Here is a 17,440-nt window from a genome sequence, read left to right as displayed (position 1 = left end):
ACGCGGCTGCGTGCCCGTCGGCGTCTTCCGCGTGCCTCCGGACCGAACCGGACCGAGCTCGCGAGGAGAGAGTTGTGACGGTCACCGAGGTCCTGCCGGCCGATTCCGGCGTGGCGGACGGCGCCAGCATCGCGCCCCGGCGTCCCCAGATGCGGGTGCGTAAACGTAACGGCGACACCGAGCCGGTCGACGTCAACAAGATCGTCCGAGCGGTGGAACGCTGGGCGGACGACCTGACCGACGTCGAGCCGCTCCGGGTGGCGACCCGGACGATCAGCGGCCTGTACGACGGCGCCAGCACCGCCGAACTCGATCGGCTCTCGATCCAGACCGCCGCCGAGATGATCGGTGAAGAGCCGCAGTACTCCCGGCTGGCCGCTCGGCTGCTGACCGGGTACATCGACAAGGAGGTCCGGGGCCAGGGCATCGCCTCGTTCAGTCAGGCGATCGGGCTCGGGCACCGGCACGGGCTGATCGGCGACGAGACGGCCGAGTTCGTCCGGGTCAACGCGCGCAAGCTCGACGACGCCGTCGATCCAGGCGCCGACCGGCGGTTCGAGTACTTCGGACTCCGTACGGTCTATGACCGGTACCTGTTGCGGCATCCGACCGAACGGCTCGTGGTGGAGACCCCGCAGTACTGGCTGCTGCGGGTGGCCTGCGGCCTGTCCCGTAAGGCGGGCGAGGCGATCGGCCTCTACCGGCTGATGGCGTCGCTCGCCTACCTGCCCAGTTCGCCGACGCTGTTCAACTCCGGCACCCGGCACACCCAGATGTCGTCCTGCTATCTGGTCGACTCGCCGCGCGACGAACTCGGCTCGATCTACGAGCGCTACGCCCAGGTGGCGCACCTGTCGAAGTTCGCCGGCGGGATCGGCATCGCCTGGTCCCGGGTGCGTTCGCGCGGCGCGCTGATCCGGGGCACCAACGGCCAGTCCAACGGGATCGTGCCGTTCCTGCGCACCCTGGACGCGTCGGTGGCGGCGGTCAACCAGGGCGGCCGGCGTAAGGGCGCGGCCTGCGTCTACCTGGAGCCGTGGCACCCGGACGTCGAGGAGTTCCTGCAACTGCGGGACAACACGGGCGAGGACGCCCGGCGTACCCACAACCTCAACCTGGCCAACTGGATCCCGGACGAGTTCATGCGGCGGGTCGAGGCGGACGGGATGTGGTCGCTGTTCGATCCGGACGAGGTGCCGGAGCTGCCCGACCTGTGGGGCGAGGCGTTCGACGCGGCGTACCGGGCGGCCGAGGAGCAGGGCCGGTTCGTGCGCCAGGTGAAGGCCCGGGACCTGTACGGCCGGATGATGCGCACGCTCGCCCAGACCGGCAACGGCTGGATGACCTTCAAGGACACCGCCAACCGGCTGTGCAACCAGAGCGCCGAGCCGGGCAACGTCGTGCACCTGTCCAACCTCTGCACGGAGATCCTCGAGGTGTCCAGCGACACCGAGACCGCCGTCTGCAACCTGGGCTCGATCAACCTGGCCGCCCACCTCGCCACCGACCCGAACGGCGAGGGCATCAGGACAGGCGAGGGGATCGACTGGGAACGGCTGCGCGGCACGGTCCGGACCGCCGTGACCTTCCTCGACCGGGTGATCGACATCAACTACTACCCGAGTACGGAGGCAGCGGCGAGCAACCCGCGCTGGCGCCCCGTCGGGCTCGGTGTGATGGGGCTCCAGGACGTCTTCTTCGCGCTCCGGCTGCCCTTCGACTCGGCACCGGCGGTGGAACTCTCCACCAGGATCGCCGAGGAGATCTACCTGACCGCGTTGGAGACCTCGGCCGAGCTGGCCGAGCGGTTCGGTGCGCATCCGGCGTACCCGTCGACCCGGGCGGCGGCCGGTCAGCTCCAACCGGACCTGTGGGGTGTCTCCGGCAACCAGCCGGAGCGCTGGGCCGCACTGCGGACGCGGATCGCGGCGCACGGGCTGCGCAACTCCCTGCTGGTGGCGATCGCACCGACGGCCACCATCGCCTCGATCGCCGGCTGCTACGAGTGCATCGAGCCGCAGGTGTCCAACCTGTTCAAGCGGGAGACGCTCAGCGGCGAGTTCCTCCAGATCAACGCCGCCCTGGTGGCGGAATTGAAGGCACGTGGGCTCTGGACCGAGCAGATCCGTACCGCGATCAAGCGGGCCGAAGGCTCGGTACAGGGCATCGAGGAGCTTCCGGCGGAGCTGCGTGAGCTGTTCCGTACCGCGTGGGAACTGCCGCAGCGGGCGCTGATCGACCTGGCCGCCGCGCGCGGCCCCTACGTCGACCAGTCCCAGTCGCTCAACCTCTTCATGGCGGCGCCCGACATCGGCCGGCTCAGCTCGATGTACCTGCACGCCTGGAAGTCCGGCCTGAAGACCACGTACTACCTCCGCTCCCGCCCCGCCACCCGAATCCAACAAGCCACGGTAGGTGTAAGGAAGGGCCCCTTGTTATCGCTTTCCGTTGTAGAAGGGCCCCTTCCTAACACCTCGGACGACGAGGCGCTGGCCTGTTCGTTGGAGAACCCCGAGGCATGCGAGGCCTGCCAGTGAGCGCGGTCGACGAGAGTACGACTGTCAGCAGCACCGCCGGGCGTGCGACGCCGATGCTGCTCGACCCCGGGATGGATCTGACGCTGCGCCCGATGCGGTACCCGCACTTCTTCGACCGGTTCCGGGACGCGATCAAGAACACCTGGACGGTCGAGGAGGTCGACCTGCACTCCGACCTGGCCGACCTGGACCGGCTCTCGGCGGCGGAGCGGCATCTGGTCGGCCGGCTGGTGGCGTTCTTCGCCACCGGCGACACGATCGTCGCCAACAACCTGGTGCTCAACCTCTACCAGCACGTCAACTCGCCGGAGGGGCGGCTGTACCTGTCCCGCCAGCTCTTCGAGGAGGCGGTGCACGTCCAGTTCTACCTGAACCTCCTCGACACGTACGTGCCGGACGAGGAGGAGCGGTTCGCCGCGTTCGCCGCGATCGAGACCATCCCGTCGATCCGTCGGAAGGCCGAGTTCTGCTTCCGCTGGATCGACTCGGTCTTCGAGCTGCGTGAGCTGAAGACCCGGGACGACCGGCGGGCGTTCCTGCTCAACGTGATCTGCTTCGCCGCCTGCATCGAGGGGCTGTTCTTCTACGGCGCCTTCGCGTACGTCTACTTCCTCCGCTCACGGGGATTGCTGCACGGGCTAGCCTCCGGCACCAACTGGGTGTTCCGGGACGAGTCGATGCACATGGCGTTCGCCTTCGACGTGGTCGACACGGTACGTCAGGAGGAGCCCGAGCTGTTCGACGACGAGTTGCGGCAGCAGGTCCGGGAGATGCTGGCCGAGGCGGTCGAGTGCGAGGTGCAGTTCGCCGAGGACCTGCTCGAACAGGGGGTCTCCGGGTTGTCCCTGCCGGACATGCGGGAGTACCTCCAGTACGTGGCGGACCGCCGGCTGGCCCAGCTCGACATCGCCCCGCTGTACGGGTCGAGCAACCCGTTCGCCTTCATGGAGTTGCAGGACGTACAGGAGCTGTCGAACTTCTTCGAGCGGCGGGTGTCGGCGTACCAGGTCGGGGTTGGTGGCACGGTCCGGTTCGACGACGACTTCTGATCCCGGCGACGGCGGTTCGGGGTGGAGCACGGCATGCCACCGCGGCCCGGCGGGTTGACCTCCCCGGTCGCCCGCCGGGCCGCGCCGCGTTCTCGTTCGGTCCGACAGCAGCGCATCTCCCGTCGATACCCGATGGTCCTTCCCTGACGACCGCGAGCGTCGACAGCACTGTCCCGAGGCCGACCGTGAACTGGCCCCGCCCTCCCGGTGGCGCGTCAGAAGGTGCGAATACCCGACAGTAAACAGGGTCGAAAAGCGTCGCTTCCATCGATAGTCTTTCTCGCAGCTGTCAGGGATAGCGATGGAAGGGGGCACACGGGGGGCCCGGTCGACCTGAGGGCCGATGGTTGAGAGTTCCACTCCGACCATTGTGGATCGGGCGGTTCAGTCCTGATAGCACGATCATTCCGGTCTCGCGGCCACAGCGTTCGGCCGCAATCACTGCTATTCACCTGCGCATTCTTCGCCATGCGCCGATTTGGCATGCCCTGCATTCGTAGTGCGCCGAGTTCTTCGTGCACTGAACTCGTCATGCCCTGATCGGTTCCCGGCGACCGATGTGGCCGGTCGATAGGGCCAGGACATTCAGACGAAGGGTACGGGTGGCGTGGCACGTTTCAGACGATTCATCAGCTTCGGATTGTTGCCCACCTTGGTGCTGACCCTGGCGGCTGTCACACCGACACCGGCTGCCACGGCGGCGCCCGCCGCCGCCAGGGTCCGGCCGGACGGGCAACCCCGCTCCGACGGTCCCCGGCCAGCGGTCGCGTCGTGTCCGACGCCGACCCGCTCCCCGGCGACCACCGCAAGCCGGCAGGCGCCCGCTCCCCGGCCGCTGCGCACGGCCGCGCTCCAGGTCGAGGGCGCCTACTCGGCACCCGACGCGCCGCGCCGGATGATCCCCTCCGACGAGTACCCGGTCCAGGTGACCGTCCGGAACACCACCGGGGCCACCCTGCCGGCGAGCACGTACGTGCTGTCGTACCGCTGGTTCTCGGCGGACGGGCGCGACCGGACCACCGGTACCAACCGGCTGGAGACCGCGCTGCCGGCGGACCTCGCGCCCGGCGCCTCGGTCGTGCTGGAGGCCCGGGCCAAGGCACCGGAGGACGGCCTCCTCGAGCGGAGCCGCGAGCGCTACGTGCTCGCCTGGGACCTGCGGGACCGGCAGCGCCGGACCTGGCTTTCCGAGACCGCCGGCGTGCCCGCGCTGCGCCAGGACGTGACCGTCGAGCACCCCACCTCCGACCAGCTCGGCATGGAGAGCTTCTACCAGTACGCCGGCACCGGGACCGGCGTCGGTTCCGGCATCGCGGTGAACGCCTTCTCCGGCAACGCCGTCTTCGACTACGCGCCGGTGGCCAACCCCAGCCGGGGGCCGGTCACCTTCGTCCGGCTCGCCTACAACAGCCAGGACGGCTCCTCCTCCTCGCTCGGCCCGGGCTGGTCGCTGGCCACCTCGACGCTGACCCGGCTCGGCTCCCCGCTGGAGTTCCAGGGCGGGTCGGACCATCCGCAGCGGGTCACGCTCGTCGACGGGGACGGCACCGGGCACCGGTTCGAGCTGAACCGCAACGACAGCAACGACCGGTCGAAGTGGACGTACGACAGCCCGGCCGGGGTGCACCTGCTGCTGCAACGGACCGGGCTGGACGACGACGGCCGGCGCTGGTCGATGACCGGGCCGGACCGGACCCGGATGTACTTCGACGAGCGCGGCTACCAGACCGCGACGGTTGACCGAAACGGCAACGAGCTGACCTTCGGCTACGCGCAGGGCCAGGTCGGCAACCGGCACACCGGCACGCTGACCCACCTGACCGACGCCACCGGGCGACGCACCCTCACCCTCGACTACTACCAGCCCGGCGACGACTACTCCTACTTCGTCGGTACGACCAGGCGGTCGGCGAAGAACCTCAGCGACGCGGACATCGCGTACCAGCTCCGGTCGATCACCGACGTCTCCGGCCGGACGCTCACCTTCACCTACACCGAGTCCGGGCTGCTCCAGGAGATCGTCGACGGCACCGGCACGCCGCAGGCGCGGGCCCTCGGCTTCCACTACGACGACGGCCGGCTGGTCCGGGTGGTCGACCCGAACGGCAACAACGCCGACATCGGGTACCACGACAGCGGCGCCGGGTCGCTGCTGCGCGGCCGGGTCGCCGAACTCACCGACCGCCGTGGGCACGGCACCGACTTCGGGTACGCCGACGCCGACGGATCCGACGGCTCGAAGCTGACGGCCACGGTGACCGACGCCAACGGCAACCCGACGCAGTTGCTGCTCGACGGGTACGGCCGGACCGAGCGGCTGACCAACGCCAAGGGTGAGGTCACCCAGCTCGTCTGGGACGAGGACAACAACGTCGTCCGGCTCCGGGAGCACAACGGCGCCCTCTCCACCTGGGTCTACGACCCCAAGACCGGCTATCCGCTGGAGATCCGCGACGCGGAGGCGAACGCGCACGACCACCCGCCGACCCGGCTCGGCTACCGGTTCGACCTGGACGGGCACGTCGCCGACCTGACCGAGAAGACCTCCCCGGAGGGCCGGCGCTGGAAGTTCGTCTACGACGACCGGGGCAACCTGGTCGCGGTCACCGACCCGCTGGGTACGGCGAGCGCCGCCGACGGCGACTACACCAGCCGGTACGTCTATGACGAGTTCGGCCACCTCACCACCACCACCGACGCGAACGGCAACCCGACCACGTACGCCGACTACGACGCGAACGGCTATCCACGGCGGATCACCGACGCGCTCGACTGCTCCAGCTTCTTCAGCTACGACGCGACCGGCAACGTGGTCTCCACGGTCGACGCCCGGCAGAAGACCCGCACCTTCACGTACGACATCCTCAACCGCCCGCTGACCACCAGGATCCCGAAGGACGCGGCGGCCGGCGAGTACATCGTCACGCCGGGCCCGAAGTACGACGCGAACGACAACATGATCACGCTGACCGCCGCCAACCGGGCGGTGACCACGGCGACGTACGACGAGAACGACCAGATGGTGGCGCTGACCGCGCCCCGGGAGTCGGCCGGTGAACCGGCGAAGACCAGCACGCTGCGCTATGACCCGGTCGGGAACCTGCTGGCGGAGACCCGACCGAAAGGGACGCTGACCCGCGACGACTCGGACGACTTCGTCACCCGGTACACGTATGACGAGCTGAACCGGCGGCTGACCGTGACCGACGCGCTCGGGCAGCGCAGCACGGCGGCCTACGACGAGGTCGGCAACCTGGTCACCGAGGTCGACCCGAAGAAGAACCAGACCCCGGACCCGAACGACTACACCACGAAGACCGAGTACGACCTGAACCACCGGGTTACCGCCGTGGTGGACGCGGCCGGGCACCGGGCCAGCGTCCGGTACGACCGGGACGGCAACGTCGTCGAGTCGACCGACCAGGAGGGCAATGCCACCCTGGTCAGCCTCGACGCCCGGGGCATGGTCCGCGAGACCCGTTCGCCGCACTCGGGCGACGGCGACGACATCCGCTACTTCACCACCCGCTACGAGTACGACCAGGTCGGCAACCCGACCCGGACCACCACGCCACGCGGGGTGGAGACCGACGACGCGAACGACTTCGTGCAGACCGTCGTCTACGACGAGCTGAACCGGATCCGGGAGAAGCACCTCCCGTTCGACCCGGGCGACGAGACGGTCAACGCCCCGGACAAGATCTTCTACGGGTACGACCAGGTCGGCCAGCTCACCGAGGTCAGTGCCCCGCCGTCGGATGGGCAGAGCGTCCGCAACGTCACCCGGCAGACCTACTACGACAACGGCTGGCTGCGTAGCTCCGTCGACCCGTTCGGCATCCGGACCAACTACGACTACAACACGGTCGGCGCGCAGACCTCCCGTACGTTCCTCAGCGCGGGTGGCGGCTCCAGCCGGACCATGTCCTGGGAATACCAGCTCAACGGCAAGCTCAAGTCCCGCTCCGACGACGGGGTGCCGGTCGGCCAGCACGTGGTGCTGGTGGACAACTCCGACGCCGAGCACACCGAGCTGACCGGCGGCTGGCGGGCCGTCGAGGGCGGCGCCGAGAACGAGGGTTACGACTACCGGGTCGCCACCGCCACCGAGGGCAGCTTCACCTGGAAGGCGGATATCCCGGCCAGCGGCGACTACGAGGTCGCGGTCCGGTTCCCGCGCGGCGCCGCGACCAACGCCCGCTACACCGTCGAGCACAACGGCGGCAGCACCACCCGGACGGTCGACCAGACCCAGGACGCCGGCGAGTGGGTCAGCCTCGGGCGCTTCGCCTTCACCGAGGACAACCTGCGCAACATCACCCTGGTCGGCGATGCCGACAACCCGGTGGTGGCCGACGCGCTGCGGCTGGTCCGGGACAACAGCGCCGACGTCGACACCGAGCGGAAGACCTTCAACCACCGGTACGACGTCAACGACAACCTGGTCTCGGTCACCGACGCCAGTGCGGGTGCCCGGATCGACGAGTACACGGTCGGCTACGACGTGCTGGACCGGGCGACCTCGATCGAGGAGCGCAAGGACGGCACGCTCCGGAACACCACCGGCTACGAGTACGACCCGAACGGCAACCTCTCGGCCTGGCGGCACGACGACCAGACCGCCACCTTCGGCTACGACGCGCGGGACCTGGTGGAGCGGATCACCAACCGGGCCACCGGGTCCGGCGCCGAGGACAAGGTCACCACGTTCAGCTACACCGCCCGGTCGCACGTGCGGCAGCAGGTAAAGCCGAACGGCAACACCGTCGACTTCGAATACTTCCGCGACGGGCTGCTGCGGCACCAGGTGGAGAAGAAGTCCGGCGGCACGGTGGTGAACGAGCACACGCTCGAATACAACGCCAACTCGCACCGGATCAAGGACACCGCCCGGCTCCAGAACGCCGACGACCACGACGACTACCTCGACAACGTCGTCAGCTACGCCTACGACCCCCGCGACCGGGTCCGCACCGTGACGAAGGCCGGCACCGACGGGGACGAGAAGTCCACCGAAACCTACCGGCACGACGCGAACAACAACATCATCGAGCAGAAGATCAAGGACGACACCACCACCTTCCGGTACGACCGGAACCGGCTGGCCTCGTCCACCGTCTCCGGCACCACCTTCGTCTACGGCTACGACCCGTTCGGCCGGCTCAACCGGATCAGCACCGGCGGCGAGCAGACCGAGCGCTATATCTACGACGGCTTCGACCGCACCGCCGAATACCGGCAGGGCACCGGGGCCGCCACCAACACCACCCGGTACGCGTATGACCCGCTGGACCGGACGGTGAGCCGGACCGCGAAGGCGGGCGGCGGCGACGCCAAGACCACCACCCTGGACTACCTGGGGCTGACCCAGCAGGTGCTCACCGAGCGGGTCGACGGCGAGCTGCGCAAGTCGTACCAGTACTCCCCGTTCGGGGAGTTGCTCGGGCAGCTCAGCGTCCCGGAGGACGGCGAGCGGGAGCAGTCGTACCACGGCTACAACGCGCACGCCGACGTGGAGAGCCTGACGGACGAGGACGGGAACAACCGGGCCACCTACGGCTACACCGCGTACGGCGGTGACGACACCGCCTCCTTCACCGGCGTCGACAAGCCCGACGCCGGCAACCCGGACGCCGAGCCGGAGGGTGTCTACCGGTTCAACACCGCCCGCTGGGACTCGGCCTCCGGCAACTACGACATGGGGCTGCGGGACTACAGCCCCGGGGAGAACCGGTTCCTCTCCCTCGACCTCTACAACGGCGCCCTGTCCGACCTGTCGCTGTCGATGAACCCGTTCACCATGAACCGGTACTCCTTCGGCGGCGGCAACCCGATCAGCATGGTCGACCTGACCGGACACTGGCCGTCCTGGAGCGACATCGGCCACGCCGCGCTGGACGTGGTCGGCCTGGTGCCGGTGGTCGGTGAGGTCGCGGACGTCGCCAACGGCATCTGGTACGCCGCCGAGGGCAACTACGTCGACGCCGCGCTCTCGTTCACCTCGGCGATCCCGCTCGCCGGGTACGGCGCCAGCGCGGTCAAGGCCGGCAAGTACGGCAAGGCAGGCATCGACGCCATGCAGACCGGCGCGAAGGGCGCCGACGAGGTGGCCGCCGGTGCCAAGGGCGCACCCCCGGCGAAGACCGGTGGGGAGGCTCCACCCGCTCCACCGGCCAAGGGTGGGGACGCTCCGCCGGCACAGCCGGCCGGCAACACTCCAGCGGCACCGGCCGGGCCGGCCAAACCGGCGCCCCCGCCGCAGGCACCGCCGGCCGCACCGAAGCGGCCGGGCTGTCCCAACAGCTTCGTGCCGGGCACCGCCGTGGTGATGGCCGACGGCACCAGTAAGCCGATCGAGGATGTCCAGGTCGGCGATCAGGTGCTGGCGACCGATCCCGTCAACGGGCTGACCAAGTCCCGGCCGGTTGTCGCACTGATCGTCGGTGAAGGTGCGAAGGACCTGGTCGAGGTCACCGTCGACACCGACGGGGCCCGGGGCGACGCGACCGGCACGGTCATCGCCACCGCCGGTCACCCCTTCTGGCTGGACACCGACGGGCGCTGGGCAGACGCCGACGACCTAGCGGCCGGCGACTGGCTCCGTACGGAGGACCGGGAATTGGTCCGGGTGGTTTCCGTACGGGCCTGGAGCCAGCAGCAACGGGTGCACAACCTGACCGTGGCCGACATCCACACGTACTATGTGCTCGCCGCCGAGTCGGCCGTCCTTGTGCACAACAGCAACGGCCGTAGTGATCCTGAGCAGGTATGCCCCATAGGTAGGTATGCAAACGAGTCGATTCCGGCACGTAGCAAGGATCGCGACTTCACCTCGGAGGAGCGCCAAAAGATCGATGCGCTGGGCCGGTCGTTCGGTTGTCACACGTGCGGCACGACCGACCCATTCTCGAAAGGAGAGCGGTTCGTTCCCGATCACCAGCCGATCAGCTCGTGGATTCCCGATGGGATGCCGCAGCGACTCTACCCGCAGTGTCTGCCATGCAGTCGTAACCAAGCGGGATGGGCTCGTCAGTTGGCGCCGATTATGAGACCTCTATACTCGCAGGCCTGGGCGCTCCGATTGGGAAGATGATGGACGAAGAATACTTGCATTGGATTGAGTCGGCCGGTGGGCCGCTGGTGGTCCTTGCCGCTCCGGACCTGCCCGACTGGACAGGAAGTGAGGGGCCGGACTATGACCGGGCATGCGAGGTGGCAGGCTACCTGGGATTGATTGAATGGGGTTCGGCCGGTCATCAGCGGATCGGCCTGGTGATCGGAGACGAGCCACTTCGGACAACATTCGTCCCGGATCTTCGGTGCATTCTTCAATGGCACTACGCGCCCTCGGCCCATCAGCTGGTGGATGCTGCTCGGAATTCGGCGAAGTCGGGTCTTGTTTGGGAGGAAGGCCCGACTTTCGAGCTCGCAGAGCGGGCAGTCGTATTCGATGCCGCTGCAACAGGAACCTCATTGGGTGACGACGAAATGATCTTGCCGTCCTTTGGGGCGGGGCGCTACGCATGTGCGACTGCTGAATTCGCGTTCGAGGACGCGGTCGCGGGACGTCTTCATAGGCTCATTCGCCTGGATTGAAAGGACCTTTCCGAAGTAGGCGCCCGCGCCGCGGACGCTGCGCACGGCCGCGCTTCAGGTCGAGGGCGCCTACTCGGCACACAACGCGCCGCGCACGTGCGTGCGGTCGTCTGGTTCCGACAGAGCGAGAACCCGGACCTACATGAGGCACGAGACACAAAGGACATCTGTCGACGACGGAAAGAGGAGCGAAGGAATGCGGAGATTCCCCCTCAGGGCCATAGCGGGGTCGGCGGTCGCGGCAATGGTGATAGCCGCAACCGGTGCACCGGCCCAGGCGAACGACGACCGGCTGCCGCTGCCGAGCTACGGGGACATCGTGGTGGACGACGTCCACGACCGGGTGTTCGTCAGCGGCGGCCCGACCACCAACGGCATCGTGGTGACCGACTTCTCCGGGCGGGTGAAGAAGAGCATCACCGGCCAGCCCGGGGCGACCGGCCTGGCGCTCAGCGCCGACAGCACCACGCTCTACGCCGCGCTGGCCAGCGGCGACGCCATCTCGGCGATCGACACCACGACGTACGCCGAGACGGCCCGGTACCCGGTCGGCTCGCAGACCTGCCCGACGCACCTGGCCCGGACCGGCACCACGATCTGGTTCGGGTACGGCTGCGAGAGCGACTGGTCCGGAAAGATCGGCGCACTGGACACCGCCGCGACCCCGCCGGCCATCACGCTCGACCGGCAGGGCGAGGCGATCTTCCAGCGGGCCCCGTTGCTCGGTGCGGTGAGCGCCGACGCCGGACCGCTGGTCGCCGGGCAGCTCTCGCTCAGCCTGTCGACGGTGCGGGTCTTCTCGGTGGCCGGCGTCGAGCTGGCCGAGGGTGCGACGGGCGACGTGGTCGGCAGCAGCCTCGCCGACCTCGCGTTGAGCCCGGACGGGGCGACGCTGTTCACCGCCTCCGGGTCGCGGGACCACGCCGAGGCGTTCGCTCCGGCCGACCTCGCCCGCCGTGGGGCGTACGCCACCGGGTTCCGGCCCAACTCGGTGACCGCCTCACCGGACAGCCGTTACCTGGCCGTCGGCCGCAACACCAGCGGCCGGGAGGACGTCCTGGTCTACGAGGTGGGCGGCATCCTGCCGGAGAAGAAGGTCGACCTGGACAGCGGCGAGGTGGTGGCCACCCGGGGCCTGGCCTGGTCCGGCGACCTGAAATACCTGTTCGTGGTGACCCAGCAGGCGACCAGTAGCGTCCCGGCGCTGGAGGTGGTCTCCCGACCGACCGACTGAGCCGAGATCAGCGGGGCCCGGCCGGTCCGGACCTCGCCGCCACTCCGGGTGGGCCCGCCGATGCCATCGTCCGGCACCGGCGGGCCCATCGGCGTCCTGCGGGTCAGTGAACGAGCAGCAAGCAACGCGACCGGCGAGGCCGGCGACGGCGCCGAGGCGATCGCCGCCGGGGAGAGGCTGCAACTGACGTGATCCTGATGGACCTGCGGATGCCGAGGACCGACGGGGTCACCGCGATCAAGGAACTGGCCAGACGCGGTGTGCCGGCCCGGATCCTGGTGCTCACCACGTACGACACCGACAGCGACGTCCTGCCCGCCATCGAGGCCGGCGCCACCGGCTACCTGCTCAAGGACGCGCCGAGGGACGAACTGTTCCGCGCGGTCGAGGCGGCCGCCCGGGGACAGGCCGTGCTTTCCCCCGCCGTCGCGACCCGGCTGATGGGACAAATACGGCAGCCGGCCTCGGAGCCGCTGTCACAGCGTGAGCCGGTATGTCGGCTTGATCGAAAGGAAGACCTCCGGCGAGGTGTGAGGTGCTGACACCCCCTCATACCCGCCGGCCACAGGTGGCTGGCCCGCAGGCGGACCGAGAGAATCGCGAGTCGACTATTTGACAGTTAGCTGAGATAATTACCTCGGTCGCTGGGAACATGTATCCATCACCCTCCGTGGAGGCAATGAGACATGTTGACCCAGGCCACGCTTGGAATCCTGTCCTCCCTGTTCGGTGGGACCGTGGTGGCCGTCGTGACCTACCTCGGAAATCGAAAGCGCGTCGCGGCCGAAGCGAGGAAGCTTGATGCCGAGGCGCAGAGAGCGCAGGCTGAGACTACGAGCATCCTAACGAATTTGGGTGTGGGATTGGCCTCGACTCCGAACCTTCCCCGTCCATGGGTTGCCACCGGCACACGATGGTTCGAATATGACATAACTGTCGACAGAACGGTTTATCATACAGGGTCGGCGAGCGTCCGCATCGCTGCCAGGGATGGATCGTGTGGTTTCGCTGCCATCAAACAGTCGTTCAACGCATCTATTTACCGGGACCGTCGACTGCGGATGACAGGATTCGTTAAGACGCGACGAGCGCTTCATGCAGCTCTTTGGATGCGAGTCGATGGCCCGGCCGACGAGATGCTCGCATTCGACAACATGCACAACCGCTCCGTCGCCGCCACCCAGGATTGGCAGCAATGTCAGATAATCCTTGATATTCCGAGACGCGCTAAGCGGATAGTCTTCGGCGCGCTGTTGGTTGAAGTGGGCGAGATGTGGGTGGATGACATAGAGTTCGACGAGGTTACGCACGACGTGCCAGTAACCGACATGCTTGACGGAACTCCAGTGCAAGCGCGTCCTCAAAATCTGAGTTTCGAGGATTAACACGTCAATCAGTGTGTCCTGTTGGCGCAGGCGCCGCCACGAGCGCCTCGGCGATGGTCACGACCTGGCCGGTCACCCCGACGACCCGTAGCCCTCGGCCAGCCGGCAGCCTTGTCGCCTGCAATTCTGGCTCATTTCTCCCCTTAGGAAGTTTCTAGGAGTTCCGACGCGTTGCTGAATATCTTGCAGGAGGGTTCTCTTGGGAGTCTGCTCGATGAAAGCGTGCCGGGGGACGAGCGTGGCGGGGGACCGACGTTGCGCGAAGCACCTAAAGGAGGAAGATAAGCTTAGCTTCCTCGAATCTTGGGCAGTGGGAAATAGGCACCTGGCGCTGGATAATGTCACTGTTGACGCCGCATTTTTTGACGAAGTGGTCGAGATTGCGTCTCGCAACAGGAAAGGAATCCGGGATCTGTCTGGGTGTTCCTTCGAGGGAGCGACATTTTTAGCCGGATGCAGGTTCGGCGGCTGCTCCTTTCCCCGAGGAGCAAACTTCATTCATGCGAGCTTCGATAGCCCTGACTTCCGGAACGCCTCCTTCGGCGACGAGGTTGATTTCACGGGCGCCGAATTCGTCGGCACGACTCGTTTCGAGAACTGTACGTTCGGTAACCACGTGAAGTTCGGCAATTGCAAGTTTACGGGCCCCATCAACTTCGGTGGAGCGACAATTGGTGATGGGGCAATCTTTTGGCAGTCCGATTTCAGTGATACGGCAGCATTTGGAGACGCGCGATTCGGCTCTCTGGTAAATTGGACCTTCGCCAATTTTCGTAGCGAGGCCTCATTCTCTTCCGCGCGGTTCGGCGATGGTGCGGACTTCTCGCGCACGCAATTCCATGACTTCGCCAACTTCTCCGCTGGCTATTTTGGCGTCGCCGCACAGTTCTCGAACGTCAAGTTCAATGGCGTCACGAAGTTCCGACGCCGAATCTTCGCCCGAGGAGCGTTATTCAGCTCGACTGCGTTCAGAGGTGATACGTCTTTCGAGCAGGCGAGCTTCGAGGGTGGTGATGTGACCTTTGTCGGCGCCGACGTCGTTTGCCGAAATTTCTCCTTGGAGGGCATCACGTTCACGCGTGCTGTTCATATTACGGTTGATGCGCGGAGCGTTTCGTTCAAAAGCACGAGGTTTCTCAATGGCGGGCACGTGCGCATGAATGGTCCTTCGGAGCTGGATATCGAAGACGCCAGCTTCCCGCAACCATTCATGATCTCCTCTGAGGTGGCGCTTGGCACGACCGTTCGTTCAGTAGCACGGGCCGACCTTTCTGGTCTCGCCTTGTCGGAAGTCGACCTGAATGGCTGCAGGTTTGTCGGCTCGCACAATCTCGACAAGCTTCAGATTCAGGCAACCGAGCGGCCCTTCAGCTTCATGAGCACCACGCGTTTCGGTGTCAAACGAATGGTAATTGCAGAGGAGTTGGAACTTCGGAAGGCGCTTCACCCGCAGGGTTTGGCCGAAGGGCAGAGCGGTGTCACGGACGAGCAGGTTGCGTCAATATACAGACAATTGAGGAAGGGGAGGGAGGATCGCAAGGATGAGCCGGGAGCGGCAGATTTCTATTATGGAGAAATGCTGATGAGAATGCGTGCAGCCCATACGTCGAGAGCTGAGCGTGTGATTATCGGCGCCTACTGGTTGATCTCCGGGTTCGGACTGCGTGCAAGCCGCGCCTTCGTCGCTTTCCTGATCGCAGTAACGGCCGGGACTGCTATCATTGCACTCTGTGGCCTGAGTCCAGATTCCCGGGGAGCCCCCCGATATTCGCTCCTGGACGCGACGCTAATAGCGCTGAAGAGTTGTTTGGGATGGCAGTCGCCATCCGCAGTCAATGTGATGGGTGAGTACATCTCTCTCGCATTGCGGTTCGTAGGTCCAGTGCTTTTAGGACTCTGTGCCCTGGCGATAAGGGGCCGCATCAAGCGGGGCTGAAACCTCTAGCCAGAGGCCACATTGGAGAAAATTTTGGTATAGCACGATCACTCCGCGAGATAATGGCCTTCCGATGGCGACAGTTGATAAGGGTTTCCCAAATCGTGTACCACGAACGGCTAACACGCATGCACTGTCGTTGGCGGCCGAGCCTTGGCCGAGCCTTGGCCATGGGCCGCCCACATCACCACCGCGTTCACCCGGATCCCAGCACCATCGCATCCGGCTGACCCCCGAGCCAGCCCCCGCGACCCGCGCCGCAGGACTACAGGAGAGGACGCGCGCTGCGATAGATGACTCGCCAGCATGCCCACCGTCACACGACCTCGATCAGCGGCGATGCAGACCGGCGACATCAGGCCGATTCGTCAGATCCGCGAATGATCAAGCCTAGTGACGCTTGGTCAGGTTCACGAACCCGCGCCAGTGTCGAAGGCTGAACGTCAGGACCGGTCCCTGCCGCTCCTTGCTGTCCCGTACGAGGACCCGGCCGGGGAGGTTGTCGGCTACTTCGACGCAGGATCCGCTGTCGCTGCGCGACGACTTGTGCCAGTTCGGGGCGGGGTTCAGGTCCACTTCTCGGCCGTCCTCGTGATCAGTTCAAGGCTTTGCTGGCTGGGTAGAGCGTAGTCCCGGATGGCCTCCCAAGCGCCCTCAAGGTCCATCGTGGCGTCCGGGCTCTCGACGACGCGGCCCGTCAGGTGCCCTTCCAGGTAGCCGACCGAACGGCCGTCCACGGTCGCGATCGCCAGCGCGCCGTCCAGTCCTACGTAGGCGCCCGCGTCGAACGGAACGACCTGCACCCGCACGTTGGGGTAATCGCACGCCGTCACCAGGGCTGCCAATTGCTCGCGCATGACCGCCGCGTCTCCCACCCGGCGGTGGAGGACTCCCTCGTCCACCACTGCGACCAACTGGCATGGGTCGGGCCGGCGGTGCAGGATCTCCTGTCGACCGAGCCGGGTTGCCAGCATGCCGTCCACCGTCTCCGGCTGGAAGCGGTATCCCGTCAGGACAGCCCTCGCGTACGCCTCGGTCTGAAGCACACCGGGGACCAACAGCGGGTGATAGACCCTGAGCAGGCTGGCACGGCCCTCGTGCTCAACGAAGGGGCGATACCAGACAGGGACGAGTTCCTCCTTCACGAACATCCGGTAGAACTGCATGAAGGCGGTCCCGAAGGCGCGATCGACAGCTCCCAGGTAGTCCGGGAGGGCTGGCCGCTCGCCTCGCTCCACCGCGCCGACGTGCTTTGCGGAGAAGTGGATCCGCTCGCCCCACGCCTCTTGGGTCAGCCCGATAAGCTCCCGCGTCCGGCGAAGCTCCTCTACCAGATATTGACTCGCAGACATAGGACTTCACGTCCCCCAATACGCTCCGGCTTTCAAGGTCATGTCTATTGGCTTGCCGACGGGCTTCCCACGCCCGACCAGCATCTTCCGGGGAAATGGGCGGACAGTCCAGGGTGGAATTCGGGTCCCCGCCCGGCCCCCATCCAATCCGGGCGGGTGCCTACGGGGGCGGTGCCTATGTGGAATCCGGGCGCCGTCCCCGTCCAATTCCGCCGACGGGAGGCATCGATCATGAAACTCTGGCGCAGAAGCAAGCCCTATCACCGCCGGTACTGGCGTCGGCTCTGGCGCTACTGCCGATGCGGTTACCGGTGGCGCTGCCCGGACTCGGTCGAGCTGCCGCAGATGCCC

9 protein-coding genes and 1 pseudogene are annotated in these 17,440 nt (G+C 66.7%); 8 read left to right on the top strand and 2 right to left on the bottom strand.

Annotated features, from left to right (window positions below; translation table 11 throughout):
- Positions 1 to 92: 92 nt before the first annotated feature.
- The 8 genes and pseudogenes from H4W31_RS34485 (at position 93) to H4W31_RS34450 (ending at position 15,737) form a co-directional block, all read left to right on the top strand.
- The gene (locus H4W31_RS34485) at positions 93 to 2,537 is read left to right on the top strand and encodes a ribonucleoside-diphosphate reductase subunit alpha (RefSeq protein ID WP_404825743.1); all 2,445 of its coding nucleotides are present in this window, start codon (positions 93 to 95) and stop codon (positions 2,535 to 2,537) included.
- Between the two features lie 53 nt (positions 2,538 to 2,590).
- Positions 2,591 to 3,586 carry a ribonucleotide-diphosphate reductase subunit beta gene (locus tag H4W31_RS34480; RefSeq protein WP_192772624.1) on the top strand — a complete coding sequence of 332 codons (996 nt, stop codon included), beginning with the start codon at positions 2,591 to 2,593 and terminating at the stop codon, positions 3,584 to 3,586.
- A gap of 643 nt (positions 3,587 to 4,229) precedes the next feature.
- Positions 4,230 to 10,679, top strand: coding sequence for a golvesin C-terminal-like domain-containing protein (locus H4W31_RS34475; RefSeq protein ID WP_192770428.1), 6,450 nt, complete (start codon positions 4,230 to 4,232; stop codon positions 10,677 to 10,679).
- A complete protein-coding gene (locus H4W31_RS34470; RefSeq protein ID WP_192770427.1) occupies positions 10,676 to 11,182 on the top strand; it encodes an Imm21 family immunity protein in 507 nt (168 codons plus the stop codon). Before H4W31_RS34475 ends, H4W31_RS34470 begins: the two co-directional genes overlap by 4 nt.
- Before the next feature lie 196 nt (positions 11,183 to 11,378).
- A complete protein-coding gene (locus H4W31_RS34465) occupies positions 11,379 to 12,416 on the top strand; it encodes a YncE family protein (protein WP_192770426.1) in 1,038 nt (345 codons plus the stop codon).
- 132 nt (positions 12,417 to 12,548) lie between these two features.
- Positions 12,549 to 12,904: pseudogene (locus H4W31_RS34460) on the top strand (response regulator); the annotation flags it as partial.
- Positions 12,905 to 13,102: 198 nt separating this feature from the next.
- On the top strand, positions 13,103 to 13,801 hold the full coding sequence (locus H4W31_RS34455) for a hypothetical protein (RefSeq protein ID WP_192770425.1): 699 nt from the start codon (positions 13,103 to 13,105) through the stop codon (positions 13,799 to 13,801).
- Between the two features lie 310 nt (positions 13,802 to 14,111).
- A complete protein-coding gene (locus H4W31_RS34450) occupies positions 14,112 to 15,737 on the top strand; it encodes a pentapeptide repeat-containing protein (protein WP_192770424.1) in 1,626 nt (541 codons plus the stop codon).
- A 390-nt stretch (positions 15,738 to 16,127) separates the two neighbouring features.
- Here H4W31_RS34450 and H4W31_RS34445 read toward each other — a convergent pair whose 3' ends face one another.
- Together H4W31_RS34445 and H4W31_RS34440 are read right to left on the bottom strand one after the other, a co-directional pair.
- Positions 16,128 to 16,313: a DUF397 domain-containing protein gene (locus H4W31_RS34445; protein ID WP_192770423.1), complete on the bottom strand. Its 186-nt coding sequence runs from the start codon at positions 16,311 to 16,313 to the stop codon at positions 16,128 to 16,130.
- Positions 16,304 to 17,089 (bottom strand): helix-turn-helix domain-containing protein, encoded by a 786-nt coding sequence (locus H4W31_RS34440; RefSeq protein ID WP_192770422.1) that lies wholly within the window; start codon positions 17,087 to 17,089, stop codon positions 16,304 to 16,306. The genes H4W31_RS34445 and H4W31_RS34440 overlap by 10 nt, the downstream gene beginning before the upstream one ends.
- Positions 17,090 to 17,440: the final 351 nt, after the last annotated feature.

Origin of the sequence: Plantactinospora soyae (genome assembly GCF_014874095.1) — a bacterium.
Lineage (GTDB): Bacteria > Actinomycetota > Actinomycetes > Mycobacteriales > Micromonosporaceae > Plantactinospora > Plantactinospora soyae.
The sequence above is the reverse complement of the archived record's forward strand: the minus strand, read 5'-3'. Positions and strand labels throughout refer to the sequence as shown.

Bases quoted from the DNA above. Each gene is read 5' to 3' on its own strand.
- H4W31_RS34440 (WP_192770422.1), bottom strand. From the start codon at position 17,089: ATGTCTGCGAGTCAATATCTGGTAGAGGAGCTTCGCCGGACGCGGGAG.
- H4W31_RS34480 (WP_192772624.1), top strand. From the start codon at position 2,591: ATGCTGCTCGACCCCGGGATGGATCTGACGCTGCGCCCGATGCGGTAC.
- H4W31_RS34465 (WP_192770426.1), top strand. From the start codon at position 11,379: ATGCGGAGATTCCCCCTCAGGGCCATAGCGGGGTCGGCGGTCGCGGCA.
- H4W31_RS34455 (WP_192770425.1), top strand. From the start codon at position 13,103: ATGTTGACCCAGGCCACGCTTGGAATCCTGTCCTCCCTGTTCGGTGGG.
- H4W31_RS34470 (WP_192770427.1), top strand. From the start codon at position 10,676: ATGATGGACGAAGAATACTTGCATTGGATTGAGTCGGCCGGTGGGCCG.